The following is a 22129-nucleotide window of genomic DNA, read 5'->3' as shown; positions in this document are numbered from 1 at the left end:
TCCTCCCGAAAGCTTGCCGTTACTTTCACCCCGCCCGTTACTTCACATTGACCTTCAGCTCCTGCCACAGCGCCAGATAAGCCTCGCGCTGCGCGTCGCTGACCGGCGCCTGGAACTGGATGCGCTTGGCGACGTCGGGGTCGCCCATCACCTTGCGGTTGAAGGCGTCTTCGGGAAGGGCGGCGACCGCCTTGGCGTTGGCCGACACCGGCGCGCCGACCTTGGTGACCCATTCGACGTAGAATTTCGGGTCGATCATGTAGTTGATGAAGGCCTCGGCGCCGGCGAAGTTTTTGGAACCGACCGGGATGGAGAAGGCGTCGAGCCAGGCGACGGCGCCTTCCCTGGGGATGACCAGCGAGACCGGCAGCTTGAAATGCGTCTTGGCGCGGTCGGCCGAGCCGCTCCAATAGGTGCCGATGTCGATCTGATTGGAGGCGACCATCTGGTTCCAGTCGTTTTCCGAGCTCCAGAACGTCTTGATCTGCGGCATCAGCGAGGCCAGCTTCGCCTTGATCGCCTCCATATCCTTGATGTCGTTGATGTTCTGGCCGGTGGCGATGGCGCCGAACTGGACCGCCTCGACCGCGTCGTCGCGGATGGTGACGCGGCCCTTATGCGCCTCGTTCCACATCTCGGCGATGCTGGTCGGCGGCGTCTCGAAGGCTTTCTCGTTGATGGCGAGCGCGGTCAAGCCCCACACCCATGGCACGCCATAGACCTTGCCATCGCGGGCGAGCATCGGCGAGCCTGCCTTGTCCGCGCTGATGTCGGCATAGTTGGGGATTTTCGAGACGTCGATCGGCTGGATCAGCTTTTCCGCCATCGCCTGGTCGTTGAAGGCGGCGTTGATCATGACGACGTCGTAGAGGCCGGGATTGGTCCTCAGCTTGGTCAGCATTTCCTGTTCGGAATTGAAAAAATCGTTGACGACCTTGTTGCCGGTCGCCTTCTCGAAAGCGGCGATGGCCCAGGGCTCGTCGGCGCCGTAGCCCTTCCAGTTGAGCACATGCACCTCGTCGGCGCTGGCGACCAGTGCGGAAGCGAAGACGGCGGTTGCCGTCACAAAAGCAGTCAGTTTGGGCATGCGCATGTTCGTTCCTCTCATTGTTTGCCCGGTTGGCGGGCTTGTTGCGTCATTTAGGCTGTCATAAATGGGCCTTTTGCTTCCGGCCGTGCACGGATCGATCGTCATGGCTGAGGAATGTCTGGATCTCCTCGTCGGTCGGCGCCGACGATCCGCCATGGCGGGTGACCGAGAGCGCCGCCGCCGCATTGGCGTAACTTGCCGCTTCGAAGGGCGGCACGCCGCGCGACAGCGCGCTGACGAAGGCGCCGATATGGGTGTCGCCGGCGCCGTTGGTATCGACGGCGGCGACCTTGAAACCGGGCACGGCCTGCGCGGTGCCGTCAGCCAGTCGCACGAAGCAGCCTTCCGCCCCGGCGCGGATGATGACCGCCTCGGCGGTCGGGCAGTGATTGGACAGAAGCCGGGCGGCAATGGCCTCGACAGCGCCGGGGCCGGCGATCTCGCCCGCTTCCGTTGTGTTGCAGCTCAGCCAGTTCGTGCGCGCCAGCACCCGGTCGAGAATGGCGCGCGGAATCTCCGATATGACAGGTGTCGGATCGAAGACGAAGGGAATTTCCGCCGGCAGCGCCTCGATCCAGTCGGCCAGCGCGTCGCGGCTCCCGACATAGCTCAGCGTATAGCCGGAGGCGAACACCCAATCATCAGGCGCAACCCGGACGGCCGCCATCATGCCGTGGCTGAGCACGCTCTCGGCGCCAGGCCATGACACGAAGGTGCGCTCGGCGTCGCCGCTGATCATGGCGACGCAATTGCCGCTGTCCATCAAAGGCGATGGGTGCGTCAGCGTTGCGATGCCCTTGGCGGCAAAAGCGGCACGCAGGAAATCGCCATTCGGTCCGCTGCCGAGCTGGCCGCCGAAGACGACCTTCATGCCGGTACGACTGGCCGCAACCATCATGTTGAAGCCGCCGCCGGCGACCTGGGCAAAGCTCGATGCGGTCTTTTCGGTGCCGGGCGCCGGCAAGGCGTCGATCCGGTAGACATAGTCGACCACCGCGCTGCCGATATGGACGAGACGCCGGCTCATGCCGTCGCATCCTTGCCCGAACCGCGTTTCGCCATCCGCACCGCGACCAGATCGGCGGCGAGCGCGCGCACCTGCGCCATGTCGAGCCCTTTGAGCCGGGCGATGTATTCCCTTGGCAATCGGCAAAAGCCGGCGCAGGCGCCTGCCATGCCGGCGGCGATGGCGCCGATCGTGTCGGTGTCGCCGCCGAGATTGGCGCTGATGACGGCCGCCCGCCAGGGATCGCCGCCGGCGATTTCCAGCACGGCGAAAGCCGCCGGAACCGATTCCTGGCTGGCGACGCCTGTGCCGACCAGGTCGACGATCAGCCGGATGCCGTCGGTGACAGCCTTGCCGCGAACCAGGCCCCTCGCCCAGTCGATGCGCGCGGCGATATCGCCGCCGGTGGTCCAGTGACCGCGTTCTGCGCCCTGCCTTGCCGCCACGACCGCGCGATCCGAGGCGGCGCGCCAATCGCCGCCGGCAACGCCACAGCTGACAGCGGCGGCAACGGCAGCCGCCGCGGCAATGGCGATCGAGGTGTTGTGCGTCGCCCGGCAGGTTTCCGCAACCTTGGCGACCAGCGCGTCGAGCGGCTCCGGCGGCATCATGATGCCGACCGGCGCGATGCGCATCGCCGCGCCATTGGTGTCGCCGCTGCGCCCAGCCTCCTCGGCCGGCACGCCATCATTGATGGCGTCGATGGCGCGCTTGGTCGAAGGTCCGAGCAGATCGTAGCTGCCGCGCGCCTTGACCTCGCGCTCCCAGTCGAGCAGCGCCTTGACCCAGCGCGTGTGGTCGAAGCCGTCGCCTGAAGCGACCAGGATGCGGCCGAGCAGCAGCGCCTGTTCGGTGTCGTCGGTGACAGTGCCGGCGGACAGGCCCTTCGACACCGGATGGTCGGCGGCGGGCGCGACGAAACCCTCGACAGGACCGTAGAGCTCGACGATGCGGGCCGGCGACAAAAGCTGCGTCGGCATGCCGAGCGCATCGCCCAGCGCCCCGCCGACAAGCGCACCCATCGCCCGGTCGATCGCCGCGGCCATCTCCATGCTCAGAACTCCAGGTGAAGCGCGAAATGCGCCGGATTGAGCAGGCTGGTGACATATTCGATGGCGCGGCCGTCGGCGGCCCGCGTCAGGCGCCGTGTGCGCAGGAACGGCGCGCCCGGCGCGCAGTCAAGAATGGCCGCGTCCTTAGCGCTCAGCATCTCGATATCGACCCACTCCTCGCCGTGATCGGGGACGAGCCCCGCCGCGCGCAGCGTCTGGTGCAGCGAGCCCTCGCGCAGTCCGCGCAGCGGCACGTCCTCCAGTTCGGGCGACAGCGGCAGGCGGCTGCGCTCGATCGAGATGGCATGGCCGTCATCGGCGTTTGAGCGCACCCGGTCGACGGCGATGAAGAACGGGCTTACGACGCCGAGTGTGGCGGCGAGCTCGGCATCCTGCATGACTTCGAGCCTGAGCGTGCGCGTCTCGGCATTGGCGCCGGCATTGGCCAGTGCCCGCGACCAGCCGACGGCGTCGTCGACCGGCATGCCGTCGAAGGTGACGAACGAGCCGATGCCGACCTTGGTGGTGATCAGCCCGCGGCTCGACAGTTCCTCGAGACCCTTGCGGATGGTGTTGCGGCTGACGGAGAAGCGCTGGACAAGCTCGTTCTCGCTCTGCAGGCGGTCGCCGAAGCCGAGCACGCCGGAGCGGATCTCGTGCTCGAGGACGGTGGCGATCCGTTCCGGCTTGCCGGTTCCGGGAGACGACAGGATCGTGCGACGCGCCATGGAATACCTGTTCAGTAAACCTGTATAATCCTGTTCAATAACGCGATAGGGCAAGTCATGTCAACGGCTCGCGGCCGGCACGTTTTGGGATCCCGGCATCCCGGGCAAGATTGCCCTGCTGATCACGACGGCCCCTCCCGATCACGACGGCCCCTGCTGATCACGACGGTTCGTCGCAGGCTGCAATTTCACGGGAACCTTCACCACCCCCGAGCGGTTTTTTCTGTAGTCGCGATGCGGCGACGACCAAAAAATTAGACAAATGGAGGCAAACCATGCTTACGAAGTTACTCGCGGCGTCCGTGCTCGCCGCTGGTCTGGCCACTTCTGCGATGGCCCAGAGCACAGCCGACACAGAGGCTGGCATGGCTCCCGGCAGCGGCAGAAGCGTCGTCATCGACCCGGCCCCGACCGATCCGAACCTGGCCGAGCCGGATGCTGTCGATACCGGGATTACCGGTAGCATCATTGCGGGCCCCGACGGCACGAATTCCAATGCCGATCGGAACTGCCCGCCAAGCCCGCAGGGCGCGATGCCTGATGCCACGCACAAGGCTCCCGGCACGGTTTCACCGACCGTCAACGACAGGCACTGCGGCATGTAGCCGTGATCGATTTCGGGACCAGCGCTTCGGCCGCGGGACAGAAGCGTTATGTGCGAAACCTTTGATGGCAGAGCGAGGCGCCCCCCTCTGTCCTGCCGGACATCTCCCCCACTTGGGGGAGATTGGCTGTCACTGATTTCGCCAATCACAAAAGTCGCAAGAAGAGTGCCGTCGTCGAAGCTGCCAATCTCCCCCCTCGTGGGGGAGATGTCCGGCGACAGAGGGGGGCGCCGTAGAGCACTACATCAGATGGCGGCTAGCCCTTGCGCGGCCGGGCAGTCTTTGAACTGGTCACCTTGCCGGCCGCCGGCTCCTTCGGCCGAGCCGGCGCCTTCGGCCGAGCCGGCGCCTTTGGCCGAGCAATCCTGGCTTTGGGTCCGCTTTCCCCACCACCGTCGATCTCGGCCGCGGCCTGATCCCAGTGCTGCTGATGCGCGCCGTCGGGCCGGCCGGCCCGCTCCCAGATCGCGTGAGCCCGCCGGCGAATGCGTTCCTGCCTGTCGTCCGTCACTGTTGCCTCCTCGGCTCAAATCGGTGAGCGACAACTTCTAGCTGAATTTTCGACCGGCGTCTTGGGGGCTTCGGCCCAGATTGGGTCGGCCAGGGTCGGGTCGGCCCGGGTCTGGCCCGCCTAAATCGGACAGGACCACGACCCCGAGGAGTGCCGCCTTTTTGGTGATCAGCCCTGCCAGATCCGCGTCCGAGCGCTCCGTTCCGGTTTGCTCACGCACGGCTGCAATCAACGCCTTCATCGACAACAGGGCAGAGCCCCGTTCGGCAAGCAGCTTGTCGACGGATGCGGCCACATCGCGTGATTCGACATGCGGCAACATGGAAATGGCTCCTTCCGTCCCGCCACGAAGACGATCGACAGCCGGCTGCCTGCCGGCGAGCCGCTCTTCCCGCGTCTTCCCGGGAGAGCGGCGGGTGAAGGTCAGTCGATGACCTGCACGATCCTGCGGGTGCCGGGATCGACCAGCACGGTGCGATCGTCGACGACTACGTATCTGTATTCGACGTCGGGAACCTCGTGAAGTTCAACCGTGTCGGGCAACGTGGAACCGACGTTGAGTTCCACGCCCAAGAGGCTGATCGACGCCAGCGGGTGCCTCTCCACATATTGGCGGACGACCGTCTGCTGCTCGGGCGTGATAATCACCTGGTCTGCGGTGGCGGCGCCGACACCGGTCAGCAAAGCCAGCCCGGCGGCGGCAGGAACAAGGTGGATTTTCATCGTCTTCTCCTGTCTGGTTTGCGGGCTCTGCTGTCCACACTCGGGACGACTCAGCCCAAAAGCCAACGTTTGACGAAACCGTCTTGTTCCGTGAGCGGCGACTAATTGATCGCCGCGTTGGCTGGCAGTGGCCCGCGATCTTGGTCGCCCAAGCGCGCGGGCCGATCGGTTTTGCCCGATCAGCAGCGATACCGGAGGGGGGTGATATCGACTGCTTCGAAAAGAACATTTAGCGATAACTAATGTTCCGCCCTACGGCAAAAATCCCTGCCGGCGCCAGCACCGTCAGGCGCGAGACCGGCAAATGCTCCCAATCTATGGTTTCGGCGGCTGCGCCGGGACCTCGCCGGGCTTGAGCACCGGTGTCCTGCCCTGGTCTGGCGGCGGTGCGGCCATGCCCTGATCGCCGGTCGGCGGCGGCAGCAGCACGCCGTTGCAGGGGTCAAGCGTGTCGGTCAGGCTGTTGCTGTCACCGTTGTTGACGGGCGGCTGCTGCTGGCCGTTCTGCGGCTGCGCCTGGCAGTGGTCGGCAGGCGCCTGGTCTTGTGTCTCGTCATCCGTCTGGGCGGCAACCGGCGCCGCCAACGCCAGTGCGCCGAGCAGCGTGATTGGCAGGAATGCGAAAGGTTTCATGTCGAACTCCTCCGCGCGAACGATCGCCTCCTTGCCAAAGCCGGTTGGCGGCGATTGGTTCCCGCCTGCAGCAAGCCGCCCGGCTCCATCGCGCCGGCGCGGCATGTTGGGGAATCGTTAATCAGCGATTGCTACTATAGCGGAATGACCAAGAACCTCGGAAACGCCGAAAGAAGCGCTCCAAAGGAGCCGGCAAGCAACTCCGCCCTGAGCCGGCTGGCGCCAGCCTTGTTTCCCCTGGCGGTCGTCGCGCTTGGCTACCTGGTCGGCTGGCAGTTCTTCGGCTTCTAGAAGCGATCTCCCCCCTTGAGGGGGAGATGCCCGGCAGGGCAGAGGGGTCGGTTCGACTAGGCGCGGCCTTCTCTCTTGCGACAGTGGAGGTTGGCGCTCGACGCGCGGCGACCCACTCTGGCCTGCCGGCCATCTCCCCCTCAAGGGGGGAGATCAGCAGCTTCGGCCTCGGCACTCATCCCGCAACGCTGACGAAGTCGTAAGCCCCACTAGTCCGGGAAATCGAACACCGGTTCCTCGCATCGATGGACCCGGCATTGACCGTCAAGCGTCCTGACATAGGCGGCGACAGGCACTTCGGGCCAGTCGCACTCATTGCCGTATTGGCGGACATATCGATCATAGGTGTTGCGGCCGGTGGTCAGGACGATCGCGCGCCGGCTCTGGATCAGCTGCTGCGCCTCGTCGCATGTCATGGTGCGCGCATCCGGCCGGCCGTAAGCCATGCTTGTGGCGGCGAGCAGGATCCCTGCGGCTGTCGAGACGATTGGGCGAGCTGGCATGGTAGATCCTCTCAAGGGTCGTGCCCAACGCGCACCTTCGCCCNGCGGCTGTCGAGACGATTGGGCGAGCTGGCATGGTAGATCCTCTCAAGGGTCGTGCCCAACGCGCACCTTCGCCCGTGGTTCCGCAACCTTCGGCTTTTAGCGCATCGGCCCACCTTGGTGGTCGCGGGAAGAGACCTTGGATCAGGCGTCGGCTGCTTCTAGCACCAATCTCCAACGCTGGCGATTAGCCATACGCTACTACACCTTCGTCATCCTGGGGCGAAGCAAGGAGCGAAGCGACGCGGCGCAGACCCTAGGTGTTTGATCCCGGACTTTAATGGCGCATCATCGCAATCCGAGAACCGGTTCCTCGCATCGATGGACCCGACATTGACCCTCAAGCGTCCTGATGTAGGAGGTGACGGGCGCTTCGGGCCAGTCGCACTCATTGCCGTATTGGCGGACATATCGATCATAGGTGTTGCGGCCGGTGGACAGGACGACGGCGCGCCGGCTCTGGATCAGCTGCTGCGTCTGTTCGCATGTCATGGTGCGCGCATCCGGCCGGCCGTAAGCCATGCTTGTGGCGGCGAGCAGGATCGCTGCGGCTGTCGAGACGATTGGGCGAGCTGGCATGGTAGATCCTCTCAAGGGTCGTGCCCAACGCGCACCTTNTCGCTGCGGCTGTCGAGACGATTGGGCGAGCTGGCATGGTAGATCCTCTCAAGGGTCGTGCCCAACGCGCACCTTCGCCAGTGGTTCCGCAACCTTCACCCGGGTCTCCCGCAAGAGGCTGTTGCTGCGGCGCAATAATGCATGTCGCGCAAAAGCATGCCCTCGGGCCTGAACCGAGGGTGTGCAGCGGTTTTGCGATAACGACATGCATAAAACAACAACCTAAAGCGCGTCGCATGCGGCCGGTCAAACGCGACGCGCTTTAAGACAGGCGCGATCTCACTCCTCCTTCTCGGGCTTGAACCGCCTGACCACCACTTCGAAGACGATGTCCGAGATCCACATCGCCGAGACGCCGATGAGGAACGCCGCGGCCAGCGTCGTGGTGTCGTCGTTGGCTGGAATCGCCAGGCCGGTGGCGCGGAAATAATGCACCACCGGCAAGGTCAGGTAGGCCGCCGCCAGCGCGCCGCAGATCGGCGACGCCACCATCTCGCGAACCTTGTAGCGGTGGCGCGACAGGGCTCGCAAAATCCCGCCGGAAAGGCCGGCGACCACCACCGGCGCCTTGATGCCGAGCGCGTCGAGAAGTTCCTGTATCATGGCTTCCAGCCGCACCATCTGGCGCCCTTGCCGTTGTAGGCATTGATTTCGTCGAGCTCCGGCCGCGTCATTGCGGCGACGACGGCGGCGGACGCACGACGCGGCTGGTTGTGGTCGCACCAGACCTGGCGCGCCGGCGAAACCGGCGTTGCGCACCCGGCGAGCAGCAGGCCGCCAAACAGCAGGCACTTGGGCAACAGGCACCCGAGCAGCAGCATCAGCGCTTTGACCATCGCATCGCCTCCCGCCGTGCGGCTTCGTCCGGCAGGTCGCGCGCCAGGCGTTCGGCATCGGTCGCCTCGCGGTCCATTTCGAGGCGCTCCTCGACGGCAACGAGTTTTTCTGCCGCTCGCCTGGCCGCATCCTTGTTGGCCCGACCGCCGGCGACAAACAGGCCGATGCCGCCGGCGAGCGCGGCAAAAATCGCCAAGATCGTCGTGTTGCCGGCGAGCGCGCCCAGCATGGAAAGCACCCACATCTCAATTGCCCTCCACGGCAGGCTGGTTTCTGACGAGGCCGGCGACGCCGTCGCGCACGACATTGATCAGGATCTTGAGCAGGGCCAGCACCCCGGTGATTTTTAGCGCCAGGGCGGCGTCGATGCCGAACAGCGTCCAGTCGAAGCCGACCAGGCCGGTGAGCAGCAGGATCAGCACATTGATCAGATTGTGCGCGGCGTTGGTATTGAACCAGTTCATGGCTTTGCCTTTCGAAACCAGGAGGGGGCCTTTCGAAACAGGGAGAGGATTGCGGCGACCAACGGAGCCAGCACTGCGGCCCATAATCCGGACAACGATCCGGAAAACGGTCCGGACAACGGTCCGCGCCGCACTCCGGCTTTGCCCGGCTCTGCCTTGGCGGGCGTGAAACCGTTCGGTTGCGGCGGCTGCGGGATCGGAACCGGCGCCGGAGGCTGCGTAGCGGGCGGCGTGTCCCTGATCCCGGACCATTTGCGGAACGCCTCGGCAAGCCGGATATCGTAGGCGTTCTTCGCATAGGATGCGCCATTGTAGCCCTTGGCGAAGCCGGCCCAGTCATGCTTGCGCAATTTGCCGTCGAGCCGGTTGGCGGCGATGAAATTGACCGCCGCCGCCAGCTGCAGCGCCTCGTCCGCCATCATGGCTTCGATCATGGCCTGCACGGTGGGGAAGCCGGCCGCCCTGAAATTCTCGCCGAGCACCTGGCCGAGCCCCCATGACGCCGATCTGAGCGCCGCCGTCTCGTCGATGGCGCAGGCGGCTTTCAGGCGCGGATAGCTGTCGCGGGGATAAGGCTTTTCGCCCCATTTGGCATAGGCAAGGCCGGCCGCTACCGCCCTTGCCCGAGCGGCGCCCGCCAGATTGCGGTAAAACACATGTGGCTCGAACAGGATGACCGGCCGGCCCTGGGCGTCGAAGCCATGCCCGCTGGTTTCGACATCGAGAAAGGCGTGGATCTCGTCTTCGCCGACGCCGATGCTGGCGCCAAGTCTTGGCAGATCGAGATCGTCGAGGCGCCTGGCGGCGCCCTTGAACGTCATGTCCATCGTCTTGTCCTTTCCCAGGTTGATGTTTGCAGGCGCCAGCTTGATGTTTGCAGGCGCCCGGTTGATGTTTGCAGGCGATTGTGTGAAATGGCCCCAGGCTGAGGGGATTGGCCGAATGTCGCAACACGAAGGAACGGCGCGCTGGACAGTGAAGGCCGAGCTCTGCGCGGTCGGCCGCGACAAGCCGCTGCTTGTGGCGCTGGCGGTGATCCTGTGCCTCTATTGCGGGCTGATAGCCGGGCCGATCGTCTATGCGTTCCTCGCCTTCCAGGGCATGGCGAATTTCTTCAACTGACGGCATTGACCAATTGAGAACAGCTCGATCCGTCTTGCCATCGGGATGGAAACCGCTTAGCCGGAATAAACTGCTCCCATGAACCGTTCATACCCCATGGGGACAGGTGCGGGAGGGCGCGTGACAATCAGGATCAGGCTTCCGGGCGGGACACTGAAGATCAAGAAAAAGGACGAGCTGCGCCGCCGCGAGCAGAAGCGCCAAGTCCCGGTCTGGCGGCTTGGAGACTATTTCATCGTCTGGTGGCCGAGCAGCATTTCGGATCGTCCGTCCGGACGCCCGCCAAAGGGAGTGGGTGAATAGTGAATAGTGAATAGTGAAGAAGGTGCTCTCACTCTACTCACCACTCACCACTCACTACTCACTACTCACTACTACCATTCACCATTCACCCGCCCGGACCGTTCTTGGAACCGGTCCCGGAAAACAGCCGCAGAAAGAATCAACGATCAGCCCTTGACTCTTCCGCCACGGAAGCTCTCTAAGTCGCTGCATTGCACAACGGGGGTTGGGAGCAATGGCAGTGCGTATCAGGTTGCCGGGCGGCACCTTGAAGATGAAGGTATCGGGAGTTGCGCGAGCGTGAGCGCGCCCGCCGCATCCCGGTTCTGAAGCTGGGCTCGCTGTATTTCAGCTGGTGGTCGAACCGGCCGCGTCCGTTGAACGACCAGCCCGACGACGATCCAAACCGATCTCAGGCAGCGCCTTGACGGCCCGAAAAAAGCCGTCCTCGGGCGGCTGCGCTTGAACCCTTCCGGTCAAGCCAGCAAACGCGCGCATCGGCGGTTGACTCTTCGGCTGGGGAAGTTCTCTGATTGCTGCATCGCACATCATCATTGAATTGCACAGCGGAGTTGAACCGATGGCCGTGCGCATCAAACTGCCGGGCGGCACCTTGAAGGTAAAAGTCTATCGCGAATTGCGGGGGCGCGAACGCGAGCGCCGCGTACCAGTCATGAAGGTGGGTTCGCTGTATTTTGTCTGGTGGTCGAACAGCCAGCCTCACAACAAGCCGCAAGACAGCCGTCATTAGCCCGTTGCCATTCGCCCGCGCCTTGGCGCAAGCGAATGGTTGGCGCTCTATGATGGGACGACGCTCATTGATGAGCGAAGGCATCATTTCATTTCACCAGGTCGCGGTCCGGCCGCACCAAAGCGTCGGCCGGAACGTCCGACCGTACGATTGAGCCGGCTGAAATTATCGCCCGGTCGCCGATCGTGACACCCTTCATTATCATGGCACTGTTGCCGATCCAGACATCATCTCCGATTGTGATCGGTGCTGAGCGGATGCCTGGGTCGACGCGCGGGTGGCCTTCGCGAAAGATGGCCTGCATCTGCGCAAAACGCTTCTGCGGGTCCATGGGATGCGAGTTGGTATCGTGGATCGCCATCCCCCACGAGACGTGGACATGTTTGCCGATCTTGATCCCCACCGGATCCGATGACCAAATCGTCGAGCCTGGACCAAGGTAGAACCAGTCATCGATATTGATCCGACCCTCATGGGCAAAGACCTGCAGATGTCCGTCCAGATGGCTGTCCGCGCCGATTGAGACCCGGGACCTGTCGCCATGAATATTGAAGATCTCCGCCCCGGCACCGAACTTCGTGCGCGGCCCGATGACGGCATTCTCCCTTGCGGCGCCTGTGGCGATCCAAGACGAAAAGCGGCGGCGACCAGCGAGAATAGTGGAGAAGATACGCATCAGCGAACATCTGCCACACGCCACCATTTCAGTCTAGGCATCGAAGAGACCCCGACGCACCATTTGACGCAGGCATTCGGCGTCATAGGTGGCATGGCGCCGGCTGCCGGTTGCATTCGGATGCAGCTCGTCCGACATGTACAGTGCCGACGTGAGGTAGCCCATGTCGCTCTGGGAAATGTCGATGAACGGGATTCCGAGCGCGCGTGCCACATAGCGCTCCGCCTCGAAGAACTGATCCATCGTGTTGCCCTGACCGTTGACACGTCCGATTCGATGGGTCGCGTGGCTGGGACCGCCGCTGTACGTTCCGATCATGACGATTTTAGCGCTCGGTGCCTGCAAGCGGATAGCGACGCAGCCCGCCCACAGCGACCCATAGTGAGTGCCATAGGTCGTGTCGCCGAAGGCACCCAGAGGCGTCTCTTGCGCGCCGAAGGCGTTCGGGCCGGGCTCCAGAGTGACGATCTCCGTATCGGCCGGAATGTCGACGATTTGTTGGACATTCCGTAGCTCGGGTAGCCAGTCGTGCTCAGCCCCAGCGCAGAGCCGCTGACGCCAAGATTGGTAAGTATCATCCCCGTCTGTCCGGCGAGGAAAGGCGCGCATAGTAGGCGCCGATCGTGATGCTTGAGCCAAGCGCTGCCCATTTTTTGTCGACAAGAGCAGCCGAGCCGTCATCATACAGGTCCCCGCCGAGGCTGGTCGGGTCGGACAGGACACCCAAGTATAGCCCGTCATTAGGGATAGCTGTTGCGCCTGCACTGTGCGCCCACGGCAAAACCGAAAGGTCTTCCGAAAATAAATTGAGGTTCGGGCCGCCGTTGATCCTTATAGTCGAGGACTGCACGTGCAGGCCGGACACCCCGTCACCAACGTAGGGGCGGGCCCTGTGGCAGAGAATATCCGGTGCTGCGGGTTCATGCCGCCGGCAACATCTGCCTCTTGATTTATCTTGATCTTGTACCAGCCGCCACCTAGCGGAGCGATCAAGGCTGTAGCCGGCAACGGAAACGTCGAGTTGGTTGCGACGGACCCCACTTCGAGATTGGCCGTAACGTCGTACCGAGCGCCTGAATTGGAGAACAGGTTGAGCCGGAGGCGTTCATCACGCTTCGCGATAACCTCGATCTCGACGTCATCGCCGATAACAAGTCCGGTACGGGGTTGCCAGAAGGCCGGGCTTCCCGAACCCACTGGTTCCACTAGCTTGGTGGCCGTGAGCCTGCCGTTGATTAGTACGTCCAGCCGGTTCACGGTATCTTCAAGTGCCGGGACAACAAGCGCCTCCGGCGCGGCCGTGTTGATCACGTCAGCAAGGTTCTGCCTAGTGAACGTCAGGCTCGTCGGGTCGCTGCTCGGGAACAGGTTGACGGTCGTTCCCTGCTTCTGCATGACATGCTTCCGGACGTATATCCCGGACACGCCATCGCCTGTATAGGCGGCAGGAGATATGCGGCACTGTGCATTGCCCGGCCCAGTTGCGGTTATCTGGGCAGTCACCTTGAACTTATACCACCCGACGCCCAAGGCCGTCGCGACGGCGCTGGATTAGATTAGCCCCACCAGAAGCAATGACGGTCCCTTCCAATAGATTGAGCGTAGCATTGTACGCCGCCCCCGCTGAGGTGTTGATAAGCTGGACAGTCCCGCCTTCATCCGCCTTAGCTTCAACAATGTGCTCAAGAGTATCGCCGCTGACATATGGGAAGGCGGCTCTATAGAGGGACGGGTTGATGCCCGCCCCGGCTGCCTCAATGAGCTTTGCAGTTGGACACTGGCACGCTCGAGGATACGGTCCACGTCAGACAACAGCGAGGAAGTTGCCGCCCGAACGCCCGTGTCGGTCGCCGCCGGCCCCAACGTCACATTGTAGAGGCCCAGAACGCCGGCTGAAACCTCGGTCCAAAAGTACTCACCACCTCGACATTCCGGCCCAAAACCGCCGCCGCACTTGCGCCGGCCAATCCCGCAGAGGCCGCGAAGCTGGAAGCTGGCGCCGCCGTGTAGGAGCCGGGGGCGGTGATCAGGATCATCGTCACTGCACCGTCAGCGACAACGAAGCGGCCAGCGCCGCCAGAACCGGCGCCGCCGGTAAACGCCACATCGAAAGTGCCGTCCGTGCCGCCGGCGCCGCCGACCAGGGCACTAAAGCCAGCCACACCAAAAGCCGACCGCGGCGGCCGTCGTCGGGAAGATGCCCTTGCCATACAGCGACGCGTCGCGTGCCGCCTGGGCGCCGGCCAGGTTGGCCGCCGTGGAAGCGACATCGGCGGCGGTCTGTCCGGCATTGGCAGCGGACGTGGACGCGCTGGCGGCGGCTTGGCCGGCACTGGCCTCGGTGGCATGCTTCGGCACCTGCGTTTCAACGCGCAGCGTCACCACCGCACCGACCACCTCCGCAATGTCGGGCGGCACGAACGGCGCAAAGGCGATGGCATCGCGGCCCACCACCGGCGCGTCGGCGCTGAATTCAAACACCCGGCCGGCATTGATTGTCCCAACCTGGGTGTGGACCGTCGTTCCCTTCTGCAAGGTGCGGGCGGTGCGGGCGTCGGCGGCGCGGAACCATTCGCCTTCGCTCACCGTGTAGATGCCGTTCTGCGTCGGGTCGGCCTGGTCCTTGACCAGCACGCGGTCGCCGACCTCAGCCGGCACGCCGTCGATGGTCTGCAGGCGATGGAGCAGGATGCTGGCCGTGGTCGCCAGGCGCACGGGTTCGCGTTCGCCGGTCAGAAATCGAACGGCGGCAGTTGCGGGTCGGGCCATCAGGCTTGCTCCATGAAAAAAGCCCCGCGAAGCGAGGCTTGAAAGTGATTTCAGCGGGCGCGGGACGCGCGGTCCATGGCACGTCGGCGATTGGCCGAACCCCCGCGCCTTCGTCATCCCAGTGCGGAGCAAGGAGCGAAGCGACGCAGCGCAGACCCTGGGATCCGTTCCGTTACCTTGGAGCGCTGCTGCGGTGCAGAACCTTTGATCGCCGAGGGACAGCGCCCGGACAGCGCCCCCCTCTGCCCTACCGGACATCTCCCCCTTGTGGGGACCACACGGGGGGAGATTGGCAGCTTCGCCGACACCTCACCCCTTACCCCTACCTCCCCTCCAGCCGCGCCGCCTTCTCCAGCGCCGCCAGTTGCGCTTCGTCGAGTGTCAAAAACCCCATGATGTGCTGCACCACTTCGGCGCGCGCATTGCTCAGCGCGCTGTGCAGCTCGAAGCCGTTCGGCGTCCTGGTCTTGGCCAGCCACTCGCCATAGGATGGACGGCGGTAATAGCCGGTCGCCGCCGTCAGGTCGGCCAGCACCATCTCGCCGTCCTGGCCCGAGAACACCCTGAGATAGGCCCTGGTCAGCGCATCCTGCGCCTTGGCCGGGCCGCCGGCCTGGCGCGAATGGGCGAAGCGTTTGCCGCTCATGCGCCGCCCTCGCCGCCCTGCGGCATCAGCCCGCTGAGACTGTCGAGCAGGCCGCTGTCGCGCGCCTGGACCGCCGCCGGCACGGCATCCCTGGCAACCTTGCCGGCGGCGGCGATCGCCGCCATGCCGGCCTGCGCTTGTTGCGCCCTGGCTCGGGCATCGCGAATATCAGCCACCTCGTCCTGGCGGCGAAAGATGCGCTGCGGGCTGCGGCCGGCGCTCTGCACGATCTTCAGCGCCTCGTCGCCGTCGATATTGTCCATCACGCCGGGGTCGAACTGCGCCATCTGCATGGCCGTGGTCACGACCTGGATGGTGTCGCGCGCCTCGGCCGAGCGGCGCAGCACGTCGAGCGGGCCGGTGAAGGTCGGCCGCACCGCCTTGCCGGCGAGGCTCGCCGGCGGCAGGAACCGGCTGTCTTCCTCATACAATCCCTTGTCCTCGAGGATACCGAGCTCGCGGTCGAGATTGGCGGCAAAGCCGGCCTGGATGATCGAGCCGGAGGGCCCGAGCAGCGCGCCCTTCTCCTCCTGCCGGATCAAGGCCTCGGTGGCCGTCATCTGCGGGTTCTGCACCAGCGTCTGGAACAGGTTGACGAACATCATGTCGCGGATCTCCTCGGCCCGGCTTTCCGCGTAGTCGAATGCATAGGTCGGGTTCTGGCCCACAGCGATCGGCGCAATCAGCGGCCGGCCATTGTCGTCGATGAGGCCGGGATAATTCTCGCCGGGATTGAGCACCGGCACATAGTCGAGCCGTGCCTTCGAGGCGGTCGCCGGGTCGGTGATCTGCTGCAGCGCCCTGAGACCCGAGCGGCGCACGGCGTTTTCCTCGCGCACCGTGGTCAGCGCCTCGATGGTCGGCGAGATGCCATAGGGGTCGCCCTCATGGCGGCGCCAGTTGAAGCAGGACACCGGGAAGGAGCGGAAACCACTCTCCCTGACGATGACCTCCTCGTCCTCGACGACGTGATAGGAGGCGAACGCCGTGTCGAGATACTGGTAGGTGCCGGAAAGCCGGTACATCTTGCGCTCGTCGCGCGGCTGGATGCACTGGATCAGTGAAATCTTGGTCTCGCATTTGGCCGGGTCGTCGACCAGCATCTTGATCCGCGCCGGCAGCTTGTCATAGCCGAGCAGCTGCGCCGCCTGCCGTGCCGTGCGCTCATAGCGGCGGTGGAAAATGTCGACCTGGCCCCAGCGGTTGCGGCAGAGATAGCCCTCGACCACCGGGATCGAGGCATAGCGGATCAGCGTGCCGCCAAAGCCCTCCTCGGCGTAGAGATAGGCCGGGCCATAGCGCACGACGTTGCGCAGGCAGGCCTGCGTCGCCGGCACGAAATTCGAATTGGCCGAATAGCGCAGCGCAAACAGGAAATCGCGAAGCGCCTCCGCCCATTCCTTCTCCTCCTCGCTCTCCTCGTCATTCACGGCGGCGGTCGACAGCCCGTGCCATTTCTCCGACTGCGGAATGATCAGGCTTTCCAGCCCCGCAGCCAGCCGGTTGGCGGCCGAGTTGATGGTGTTGGCGTAGACTCGGGCGCCGCGCCGCTCGTGCCGCTCGGCCTGCGGTTCCGCGCCCCGGCGCCCACTCCAGACATCGGGCGCGTCGGGGTCGCAGAATTCCGACACCGCCTCCCAGACAGCCTCATACTGGCTGCGCTCGCTCTCCAGTTCCGCCTGTCGCGACAGGATATCGTGGGCACGGGAATCGCTCGCCATGGCATTTCCTTGTTCTGATGTATCAGCTTGTTCGAAGCCCAGATATTGCCAAGGCCAGGTCGAATTTTGTTCTCTTTTGCGATGTTCAAGGGGCGCGGGGCGGCGACTCAAGGAGATCGATTTGATAGTGACGGAAAGCCTACCCGGCGCCCTGAAGCGGCGAAGCAAGCAGGTTGCAAAGCGGCTGATCGGCTACGATTCCCGCAACTGGCTGCGCATCAGGCAGATCGAGGCGTTCACCGCGTTTCTCGAGGCCGACGGCCGCAAATCCTCAGACGTGATCGAGATCTCGCCCGGCTGGAACCGCCACTGGAAGACGATATGCTCGAACTACACCTCCGTCGATTTCTCCGACTTCGACATCTGCAAGGACCGCACCGACCGGCAATATTCCGTCGTCATCGCCGACCAGGTGCTGGAGCATGTGCAGCGCCCGTTTGCCGCGGCACAGAATATCCACGCCATGACCCGGCCGGGCGGCTGGGCGATGGTGGCGACGCCGTTCCTGTTCAGGGTGCATGCCAGGCCGCACGACTACAACCGCTGGACCGCCGCCGGCCTCAAGCAGGTCCTGGTCGAGGGCGGCTTCCCCCAGGCAAACATTGAAGTGTTTAGCTGGGGCAACAAAGCCTGCGCAAAAGCCCATATCGGCGGGCCGGTGCGCGCCTACGGCCTATGGCGCGACCTCAGCAACGACGAGGAGTACCCGCTGATGGTCTGGGCCTTCGCGCGCAAGCCGGGGTGAGAGCGCGCAGAGTTCGACGTCGGTGCTTGAATACCCCCCTCTGTCCTGCCGGACATCTCCCCCTCAAGGGGGGAGATTGGATGTCACCTCGGCTTTCGCCAACCACCAACGCTGGAAGGCCGGCGGGACGCAGAAGCTGCCAATCTCCCCCTTGAGGGGGAGATGTCCGGCAGGACAGAGGGGGGTGCTGCCAGGCGCTACCCTTGTCGCCACGTCACACCCCCAACAGCACGCGGCGCTGGCCGCTGAGTTTGCTCGGCGACAGATCGGTCTTGACCGTGCCGGCGGTGCCCTGGCGCTGCTCGAGCTCAGCCCGGAGCGCTGTTTCGCGCGCCTGCACGTCCTTGTCGGCAATGGTCGGTGTCGGTGGCAGCGGCTTCAGCGCCGGCGGCTTTTGAAAAAGGCACATGGTTCCAGCTTTCTCCAAAGTCAGACGACCCAAAGTCAGACGACCTTGTCCAGTCGTAGAGCAAAAAATCTTCGCCGTTGCGACCGTAACCCGGCAGGCGGCAGCGTTGCGTGGCGCCAAGCCGGGCCAGCCAGCGCAGCGCCAATTCATTGGTGGCCAGCGCCCGCGCCTCGACCCGCCAGGCGCCGTGCGCGGCAACCTGCGGACCGAGCACGGCGTGAAAGAACTCGGTCATGCCAGGCACGCAGCGCTTCATGCGGCGCGTGCCCCAGCTCCAGGCGATCCATAGGCCGCCGCGCTGCTCGGCGGCGCCAAAGCCGGCCTCCGGATTGCCGTTCAGCTCGGCGACATAGGCAAACCCCTGCAGCGCCGTCAGCGCCAGCAGCGCCGGCGACCATTCGTCGAACTGGCAGTCGATCTCCGTCCGGTCCTCGGTCCGCAGATTGGCGGCGATGTAGGAGAGGTCGCGCAGCGTAGCGCTGACAATGCGAACGGTCATCGGCGGGGTCCCCTCACCGGAACGCCCCCAGCGGATCGCTCTGCCCTGCCTTTCGCCGTGCCATCTTGAACTCGGCCGGGTCGACCACCGCTTCCCTCAGCATCATCACGCCATAGCGTGTCGCCGCCATCAGATCGTCGCGCAGCTTCACCACCTGGCCGTCTTTGCGGTGGTAGAGCCGAAACTCCTCGAACCAGGGCAGAAGCGTCGAGAACACCTTGAAGCGGCCGCTCTGCATGCGGTCGAGCATCTCCATCAGCCCGGCCTCGACCGACACCGAACCGTCGGCGAACTGCGCATGGCTGGAAAGCATGTTCAGCCCATGCGCGCCATATTGCCGGGCAAGTGCCACGCCCGCACCTTCCAGCGTCTCGCGGCGGCCGTCGCGCGGCCACGCCCAGGGCAACCATTCGCCCCACGGTTTCAGGGTCAGCGCCTGCATGGCCGGCGTTTGCTGCGAGGCTCGGCAGGCTTTGGCGACATAGACGACGTCGGCCTCGGTATCCCAGGCGAGTTCGACAGCAGCGGAAGGGTGATCCCAGCCGAAATCCAGCGCCCCGAGCCGCGGCCAGTAGCGCGGCAGCCGGAACGGCTCGCAGGCGATCAGCTCCTCCGCCACCGGAAAGATGCGGCCGGAACCCAGGACCGGAATGCCCCTGGCCCGCGCCTCGCGCTCATGCGCCGGATAGGCCGATACGATCGCGGCGCGCTGCTACGGCGTGTAATGCTCGGCATCGTCGATGGTCATGAAGGTGACATGGCGGGTCAATTCTTCGCCCTCGCACTTGAATCATGTTGGCAGGTGCCGGCCGTATGGTATTGTTTGGGCGTGACTTTCCGAGCTAGTGTCGCGCCGCCCCTCATTGCCCTGCCGGGCATTTCTCCCCGTAAACGGGGNGCGCTGCGGCGGACAAGCTTCATGCGCCTGGTGTCGAGGATGCCGAGCGGGTGGGCATGGAAGCTGAGCGCCCATTGACCATCCTCGGTTTCGATGGCGGCGACCGCTTCGCCGGCCAGCGCCTTGGAAACGTAGACGAAACCACCGTTCCACCTGATCTCGCCATTGTGGCGCACGCTGCGCACCGCCGCCTCGGCCGGATAGTCGGGCTCGGGCGGTGTCGCAGGCATGGCGCGCGACGAGGAGCGGTAATGCTGCGCCGGGGTGTCCATGGCCAGCGCCTCATGCGGACGCTCCTCATTGTAGCTGCGCCGGAAGGCTTCGAAAGCCTGGCCCTGGGCGGTTCTGTCGGCCTCCGGCGCCTTGGCCAGCGGCAGCATGGTCAGGTGGAAGCGCTCGTGGCATCCGTTCTGCTGCGGCTTGCCGGGTGCGATCCGCTCCAGCGTGATGCCGAGCTTGATAAAGCGCACCGACAGCGGCGTCAGCCCGGTGACGCCGGCCGACGCGAAAGGCGAGCCATTGTCGCTTCTGAACCGATCCGGCAAGCCATGTTCCTCAAACAGCCGCTCGAACACCGGCCAGGCCTCGTCGTCCGCCGTCGAGCCCGTCGCTTCGAGCGCCAAAAGGAAGCGGCACGACGCATCCATCACCGTCAACGGTTCGCAGCGCCACCCGTCACGGGTGCGGAACCAGCCCTTGTGGTCGCCCGTCCACACCGCGTTCGGCTCCTCGGCTGGCGGCCATGGTCCGTTGCCCGCCGCCTTCCAGCGGGCGCGCCGCCGACCGACAAGCCCATGCCGCTCAAGGATCGCGCCAGCCGTCGAGGCCGACGGCCAGGCCAACTCGGGAGCGGTGCGCTTGAGCCGCGCCATGATCTTCTTCGGCCCCCACAGNGTCGAGGCCGACGGCCAGGCCAACTCGGGAGCGGTGCGCTTGAGCCGCGCCATGATCTTCTTCGGCCCCCACAGTGGATGTGCCTCCTTCGAAGCAACGATCCGCTCCACCAGATCCACCGCCGTCGCCCGGCCATGATTGAGCGGCGCCCGCGGCCGGTCATGCAGACCTTCCGGGCCGAACTCCCGGTACCGTCCCAGCCATTTGTAGCCGATCTTGCGCGATATGCCGAAGTCAGCACAAAGCTGCGTCATCGTCTCATCACCCGCCAGGCACTCCACAACAAACCGAAGCCGCTCATCCATGATGCCAGTCTCTCGCCAAACCATCGCCGGTCCTCCCGGCGAAGGAGAAAACTGTCACCCATGCAATCAGTCCATTCTGTTACCTATCTATCCGGTTCGGACACCNTTCTCCCCGTCACTATACGGGGAGAAGGTGCCGGCAGGCGGATGAGGGGCGGCGCTGACATCGACACCCCAGGACAACTCCACCTCCGGGAAATCGCCTCAGGTGGCGCTGCCCCTCATTGCCCTGCCGGGCATTTCTCCCCGTATAGAGACGGGGAGAAAGACGCCTTCGCAAAAGATTTCGCCAATGATCGCGTTTCGGAATGGCCTGTTCTCCGGGAAGTGTCCACTTGTAATAGACGATGGATTTTGCTAAATGTAGTTGCGTGCAACCACAAGGGAGGCAACAGCAGTGAAACACATCAACATTCGCGAAGCCAAGGCCACTTTGACGGCTCTCGTCGATGCCGCCGAGGCCGGCGAACCGATCACGATCACGAGGCACGGCAAGCCAGTGGCCGCTATCGTTCCGATCGAAGAAGCGAGGAAGATTTACCCCGAGAAGCCCAGCCTTGCGGAATACCTGCTGTCGTTCCCCGGTTGGCCCGAGGGCTTCGAACCGGAGCGCGACCGCACCCAGCAAAGCCGCGAGGTTAACCTTTGACCGCATACCTTTTCGACACCTCGGTGCTGTCGGCGACCGCGCCGGGAAAGCCTCCGCTGCCCCCGAATGCGGCAGCTTGGCTATTGCAGCAGACGGGCAACTTGTTTGTGCCTGCCTTTGCCCTCCACGAACTTCGGAGAGGCATCGCCAAGCTCGACCGCTCGGGAGCAACAGCGAAGGCTCTGACGCTAATGGCGTGGCTGCAGGGCATCACGACGGACTACAGCGCGGAAATCTTGCCGATCGATGCGGCGGTGGCGTTGGAGGCAGGCCTCATGGAAGACGCCGCCACAGCCGCAGGGAGTCATCCAGGGCTGGCTGACATTCTCATCGCCGCGACCGCTAAAGCGAACTCCTTGACGCTCCTGACTGGGAACCTGAGACACTTCCAGCCCTTAGGAGTTCCTTGCCTCAATCCACTGACGCTTTGACTGAGAAGAGATCCCAAAGGGGTCTGCTGCGGCTAGCCAAATCCGGCTGCGTAATCCGCATACCTCAAATGCGGGATGAGCGCGTCCAGGCTCCGTCTCGGGATAATTGAAGTCCCAGTGCGGCGGCGGGCAACGGTTCGTCACATGTTTGTCACGTTTGGTGATTCGATTTCGGTCGAGTGATGTGAAAGACTTCGTTTTTGGCCCGAGTTTTTTCATCATCGGGTTC

At 64.3% G+C, this 22129-nt stretch carries 32 protein-coding genes and 1 pseudogene; 7 read left to right on the top strand and 26 right to left on the bottom strand.

What is annotated here, in order from left to right:
* Positions 1-37: 37 nt before the first annotated feature.
* From X738_RS54860 to X738_RS54845, 4 genes are read right to left on the bottom strand one after another with little or no spacing between them, the layout of a single operon-like run.
* On the bottom strand, positions 38-1093 hold the full coding sequence (locus X738_RS54860) for an ABC transporter substrate-binding protein (RefSeq protein ID WP_023798615.1): 1056 nt from the start codon (positions 1091-1093) through the stop codon (positions 38-40).
* A 55-nt stretch (positions 1094-1148) separates the two neighbouring features.
* Entirely contained in the window at positions 1149-2117 is a 969-nt protein-coding gene (locus tag X738_RS54855) for a PfkB family carbohydrate kinase (RefSeq protein ID WP_023798614.1), read from the bottom strand.
* The gene (locus tag X738_RS54850; protein WP_023798613.1) at positions 2114-3148 is read right to left on the bottom strand and encodes an ADP-ribosylglycohydrolase family protein; all 1035 of its coding nucleotides are present in this window, start codon (positions 3146-3148) and stop codon (positions 2114-2116) included. Before X738_RS54850 ends, X738_RS54855 begins: the two co-directional genes overlap by 4 nt.
* Before the next feature lie 2 nt (positions 3149-3150).
* Entirely contained in the window at positions 3151-3876 is a 726-nt protein-coding gene (locus X738_RS54845) for a GntR family transcriptional regulator (RefSeq protein WP_023798612.1), read from the bottom strand.
* Positions 3877-4151: 275 nt separating this feature from the next.
* Here X738_RS54845 and X738_RS54840 point away from each other — a divergent pair, with 275 nt between their 5' ends.
* Positions 4152-4481 carry a hypothetical protein gene (locus X738_RS54840; RefSeq protein ID WP_023798611.1) on the top strand — a complete coding sequence of 110 codons (330 nt, stop codon included), beginning with the start codon at positions 4152-4154 and terminating at the stop codon, positions 4479-4481.
* Positions 4482-4737: 256 nt separating this feature from the next.
* On the opposite strand, the gene X738_RS54835 is transcribed toward X738_RS54840, so the two are convergent.
* The 11 genes from X738_RS54835 to X738_RS0141250 form a co-directional block, all read right to left on the bottom strand.
* A complete protein-coding gene (locus X738_RS54835; protein WP_023798610.1) occupies positions 4738-4992 on the bottom strand; it encodes a DUF2934 domain-containing protein in 255 nt (84 codons plus the stop codon).
* 37 nt (positions 4993-5029) lie between these two features.
* The gene (locus tag X738_RS0141255; protein ID WP_023798609.1) at positions 5030-5314 is read right to left on the bottom strand and encodes a hypothetical protein; all 285 of its coding nucleotides are present in this window, start codon (positions 5312-5314) and stop codon (positions 5030-5032) included.
* A 101-nt stretch (positions 5315-5415) separates the two neighbouring features.
* Positions 5416-5715, bottom strand: coding sequence for a DUF1236 domain-containing protein (locus X738_RS54830; RefSeq protein WP_023798608.1), 300 nt, complete (start codon positions 5713-5715; stop codon positions 5416-5418).
* A gap of 315 nt (positions 5716-6030) precedes the next feature.
* Complete coding sequence (locus X738_RS54825) at positions 6031-6348, bottom strand: hypothetical protein (RefSeq protein ID WP_023798607.1); 318 nt, start codon at positions 6346-6348, stop codon at positions 6031-6033.
* Between the two features lie 500 nt (positions 6349-6848).
* Complete coding sequence (locus tag X738_RS54820; RefSeq protein ID WP_023798605.1) at positions 6849-7142, bottom strand: hypothetical protein; 294 nt, start codon at positions 7140-7142, stop codon at positions 6849-6851.
* Between the two features lie 330 nt (positions 7143-7472).
* Complete coding sequence (locus X738_RS54815) at positions 7473-7763, bottom strand: hypothetical protein (protein WP_023798604.1); 291 nt, start codon at positions 7761-7763, stop codon at positions 7473-7475.
* Between the two features lie 318 nt (positions 7764-8081).
* Entirely contained in the window at positions 8082-8423 is a 342-nt protein-coding gene (locus X738_RS54810; protein WP_031254705.1) for a hypothetical protein, read from the bottom strand.
* A complete protein-coding gene (locus X738_RS54805) occupies positions 8402-8638 on the bottom strand; it encodes a hypothetical protein (protein WP_051407780.1) in 237 nt (78 codons plus the stop codon). The genes X738_RS54810 and X738_RS54805 overlap by 22 nt, the downstream gene beginning before the upstream one ends.
* Complete coding sequence (locus tag X738_RS54800) at positions 8623-8883, bottom strand: hypothetical protein (protein WP_031254701.1); 261 nt, start codon at positions 8881-8883, stop codon at positions 8623-8625. The genes X738_RS54805 and X738_RS54800 overlap by 16 nt, the downstream gene beginning before the upstream one ends.
* 1 nt (position 8884) lies before the next feature.
* The gene (locus X738_RS54795; RefSeq protein WP_023798600.1) at positions 8885-9103 is read right to left on the bottom strand and encodes a hypothetical protein; all 219 of its coding nucleotides are present in this window, start codon (positions 9101-9103) and stop codon (positions 8885-8887) included.
* Positions 9100-9930: an N-acetylmuramidase family protein gene (locus X738_RS0141250; protein WP_084833681.1), complete on the bottom strand. Its 831-nt coding sequence runs from the start codon at positions 9928-9930 to the stop codon at positions 9100-9102. The genes X738_RS54795 and X738_RS0141250 overlap by 4 nt, the downstream gene beginning before the upstream one ends.
* Positions 9931-10045: 115 nt before the next feature.
* On the opposite strand from X738_RS0141250, the gene X738_RS0141245 reads away from it, so the two are divergent.
* Together X738_RS0141245 and X738_RS54790 are read left to right on the top strand one after the other, a co-directional pair.
* Positions 10046-10225, top strand: a complete 180-nt coding sequence (locus X738_RS0141245) for a hypothetical protein (RefSeq protein ID WP_031254697.1) — start codon at positions 10046-10048, stop codon at positions 10223-10225.
* A 120-nt stretch (positions 10226-10345) separates the two neighbouring features.
* The gene (locus tag X738_RS54790) at positions 10346-10528 is read left to right on the top strand and encodes a hypothetical protein (RefSeq protein WP_023798597.1); all 183 of its coding nucleotides are present in this window, start codon (positions 10346-10348) and stop codon (positions 10526-10528) included.
* A 327-nt stretch (positions 10529-10855) separates the two neighbouring features.
* On the opposite strand, the gene X738_RS86660 is transcribed toward X738_RS54790, so the two are convergent.
* On the bottom strand, positions 10856-11101 hold the full coding sequence (locus tag X738_RS86660) for a hypothetical protein (RefSeq protein WP_031254695.1): 246 nt from the start codon (positions 11099-11101) through the stop codon (positions 10856-10858).
* Here X738_RS86660 and X738_RS86020 point away from each other — a divergent pair.
* Entirely contained in the window at positions 11088-11258 is a 171-nt protein-coding gene (locus X738_RS86020; protein WP_023798595.1) for a hypothetical protein, read from the top strand. The two genes, X738_RS86660 and X738_RS86020, sit on opposite strands and share 14 nt — an antisense overlap.
* Before the next feature lie 88 nt (positions 11259-11346).
* Here the strand turns inward: X738_RS86020 and X738_RS54785 are convergent, their stop codons facing one another.
* The 7 genes from X738_RS54785 to X738_RS54760 all read right to left on the bottom strand — a co-directional run bounded on the left by X738_RS54785 (position 11347) and on the right by X738_RS54760 (position 17070).
* A complete protein-coding gene (locus tag X738_RS54785) occupies positions 11347-11934 on the bottom strand; it encodes an acyltransferase (protein WP_023798594.1) in 588 nt (195 codons plus the stop codon).
* Between the two features lie 33 nt (positions 11935-11967).
* A complete protein-coding gene (locus X738_RS54780; RefSeq protein ID WP_023798593.1) occupies positions 11968-12543 on the bottom strand; it encodes an SGNH/GDSL hydrolase family protein in 576 nt (191 codons plus the stop codon).
* Positions 12544-12765: 222 nt separating this feature from the next.
* Complete coding sequence (locus tag X738_RS54775; protein ID WP_023798592.1) at positions 12766-13329, bottom strand: hypothetical protein; 564 nt, start codon at positions 13327-13329, stop codon at positions 12766-12768.
* Between the two features lie 470 nt (positions 13330-13799).
* On the bottom strand, positions 13800-14096 hold the full coding sequence (locus X738_RS54770; protein ID WP_023798591.1) for a hypothetical protein: 297 nt from the start codon (positions 14094-14096) through the stop codon (positions 13800-13802).
* On the bottom strand, positions 14083-14703 hold the full coding sequence (locus X738_RS80785) for a hypothetical protein (RefSeq protein WP_023798590.1): 621 nt from the start codon (positions 14701-14703) through the stop codon (positions 14083-14085). The genes X738_RS54770 and X738_RS80785 overlap by 14 nt, the downstream gene beginning before the upstream one ends.
* Before the next feature lie 322 nt (positions 14704-15025).
* The gene (locus X738_RS54765) at positions 15026-15349 is read right to left on the bottom strand and encodes a Bbp19 family protein (protein ID WP_023798589.1); all 324 of its coding nucleotides are present in this window, start codon (positions 15347-15349) and stop codon (positions 15026-15028) included.
* Positions 15346-17070: a portal protein gene (locus tag X738_RS54760; RefSeq protein WP_023798588.1), complete on the bottom strand. Its 1725-nt coding sequence runs from the start codon at positions 17068-17070 to the stop codon at positions 15346-15348. The genes X738_RS54765 and X738_RS54760 overlap by 4 nt, the downstream gene beginning before the upstream one ends.
* Before the next feature lie 121 nt (positions 17071-17191).
* Between X738_RS54760 and X738_RS54755 the strand changes: the two genes are divergently transcribed.
* Complete coding sequence (locus X738_RS54755; protein ID WP_031254688.1) at positions 17192-17815, top strand: methyltransferase domain-containing protein; 624 nt, start codon at positions 17192-17194, stop codon at positions 17813-17815.
* A gap of 308 nt (positions 17816-18123) precedes the next feature.
* Here X738_RS54755 and X738_RS54750 read toward each other — a convergent pair whose 3' ends face one another.
* The 3 genes and pseudogenes from X738_RS54750 to X738_RS54740 form a co-directional block, all read right to left on the bottom strand.
* A complete protein-coding gene (locus X738_RS54750) occupies positions 18124-18723 on the bottom strand; it encodes a hypothetical protein (protein ID WP_023798585.1) in 600 nt (199 codons plus the stop codon).
* A 13-nt stretch (positions 18724-18736) separates the two neighbouring features.
* The gene (locus X738_RS54745) at positions 18737-19342 is read right to left on the bottom strand and encodes a phage terminase large subunit family protein (RefSeq protein WP_051407778.1); all 606 of its coding nucleotides are present in this window, start codon (positions 19340-19342) and stop codon (positions 18737-18739) included.
* A 281-nt stretch (positions 19343-19623) separates the two neighbouring features.
* Positions 19624-20844 (bottom strand): annotated as a pseudogene (locus X738_RS54740) (integrase core domain-containing protein); the annotation flags it as partial.
* Between the two features lie 373 nt (positions 20845-21217).
* On the opposite strand from X738_RS54740, the gene X738_RS54735 reads away from it, so the two are divergent.
* Both X738_RS54735 and X738_RS54730 read left to right on the top strand, forming a co-directional pair.
* On the top strand, positions 21218-21469 hold the full coding sequence (locus X738_RS54735) for a type II toxin-antitoxin system Phd/YefM family antitoxin (protein WP_023798583.1): 252 nt from the start codon (positions 21218-21220) through the stop codon (positions 21467-21469).
* Entirely contained in the window at positions 21466-21900 is a 435-nt protein-coding gene (locus tag X738_RS54730; protein ID WP_023798582.1) for a type II toxin-antitoxin system VapC family toxin, read from the top strand. Before X738_RS54735 ends, X738_RS54730 begins: the two co-directional genes overlap by 4 nt.
* Positions 21901-22129: the final 229 nt, after the last annotated feature.

The organism is Mesorhizobium sp. L48C026A00, from assembly GCF_000502375.1.
Taxonomy (GTDB): Bacteria; Pseudomonadota; Alphaproteobacteria; order Rhizobiales; family Rhizobiaceae; genus Mesorhizobium; species Mesorhizobium muleiense.
This window is presented reverse-complemented; position numbering and strand designations above follow the sequence as displayed.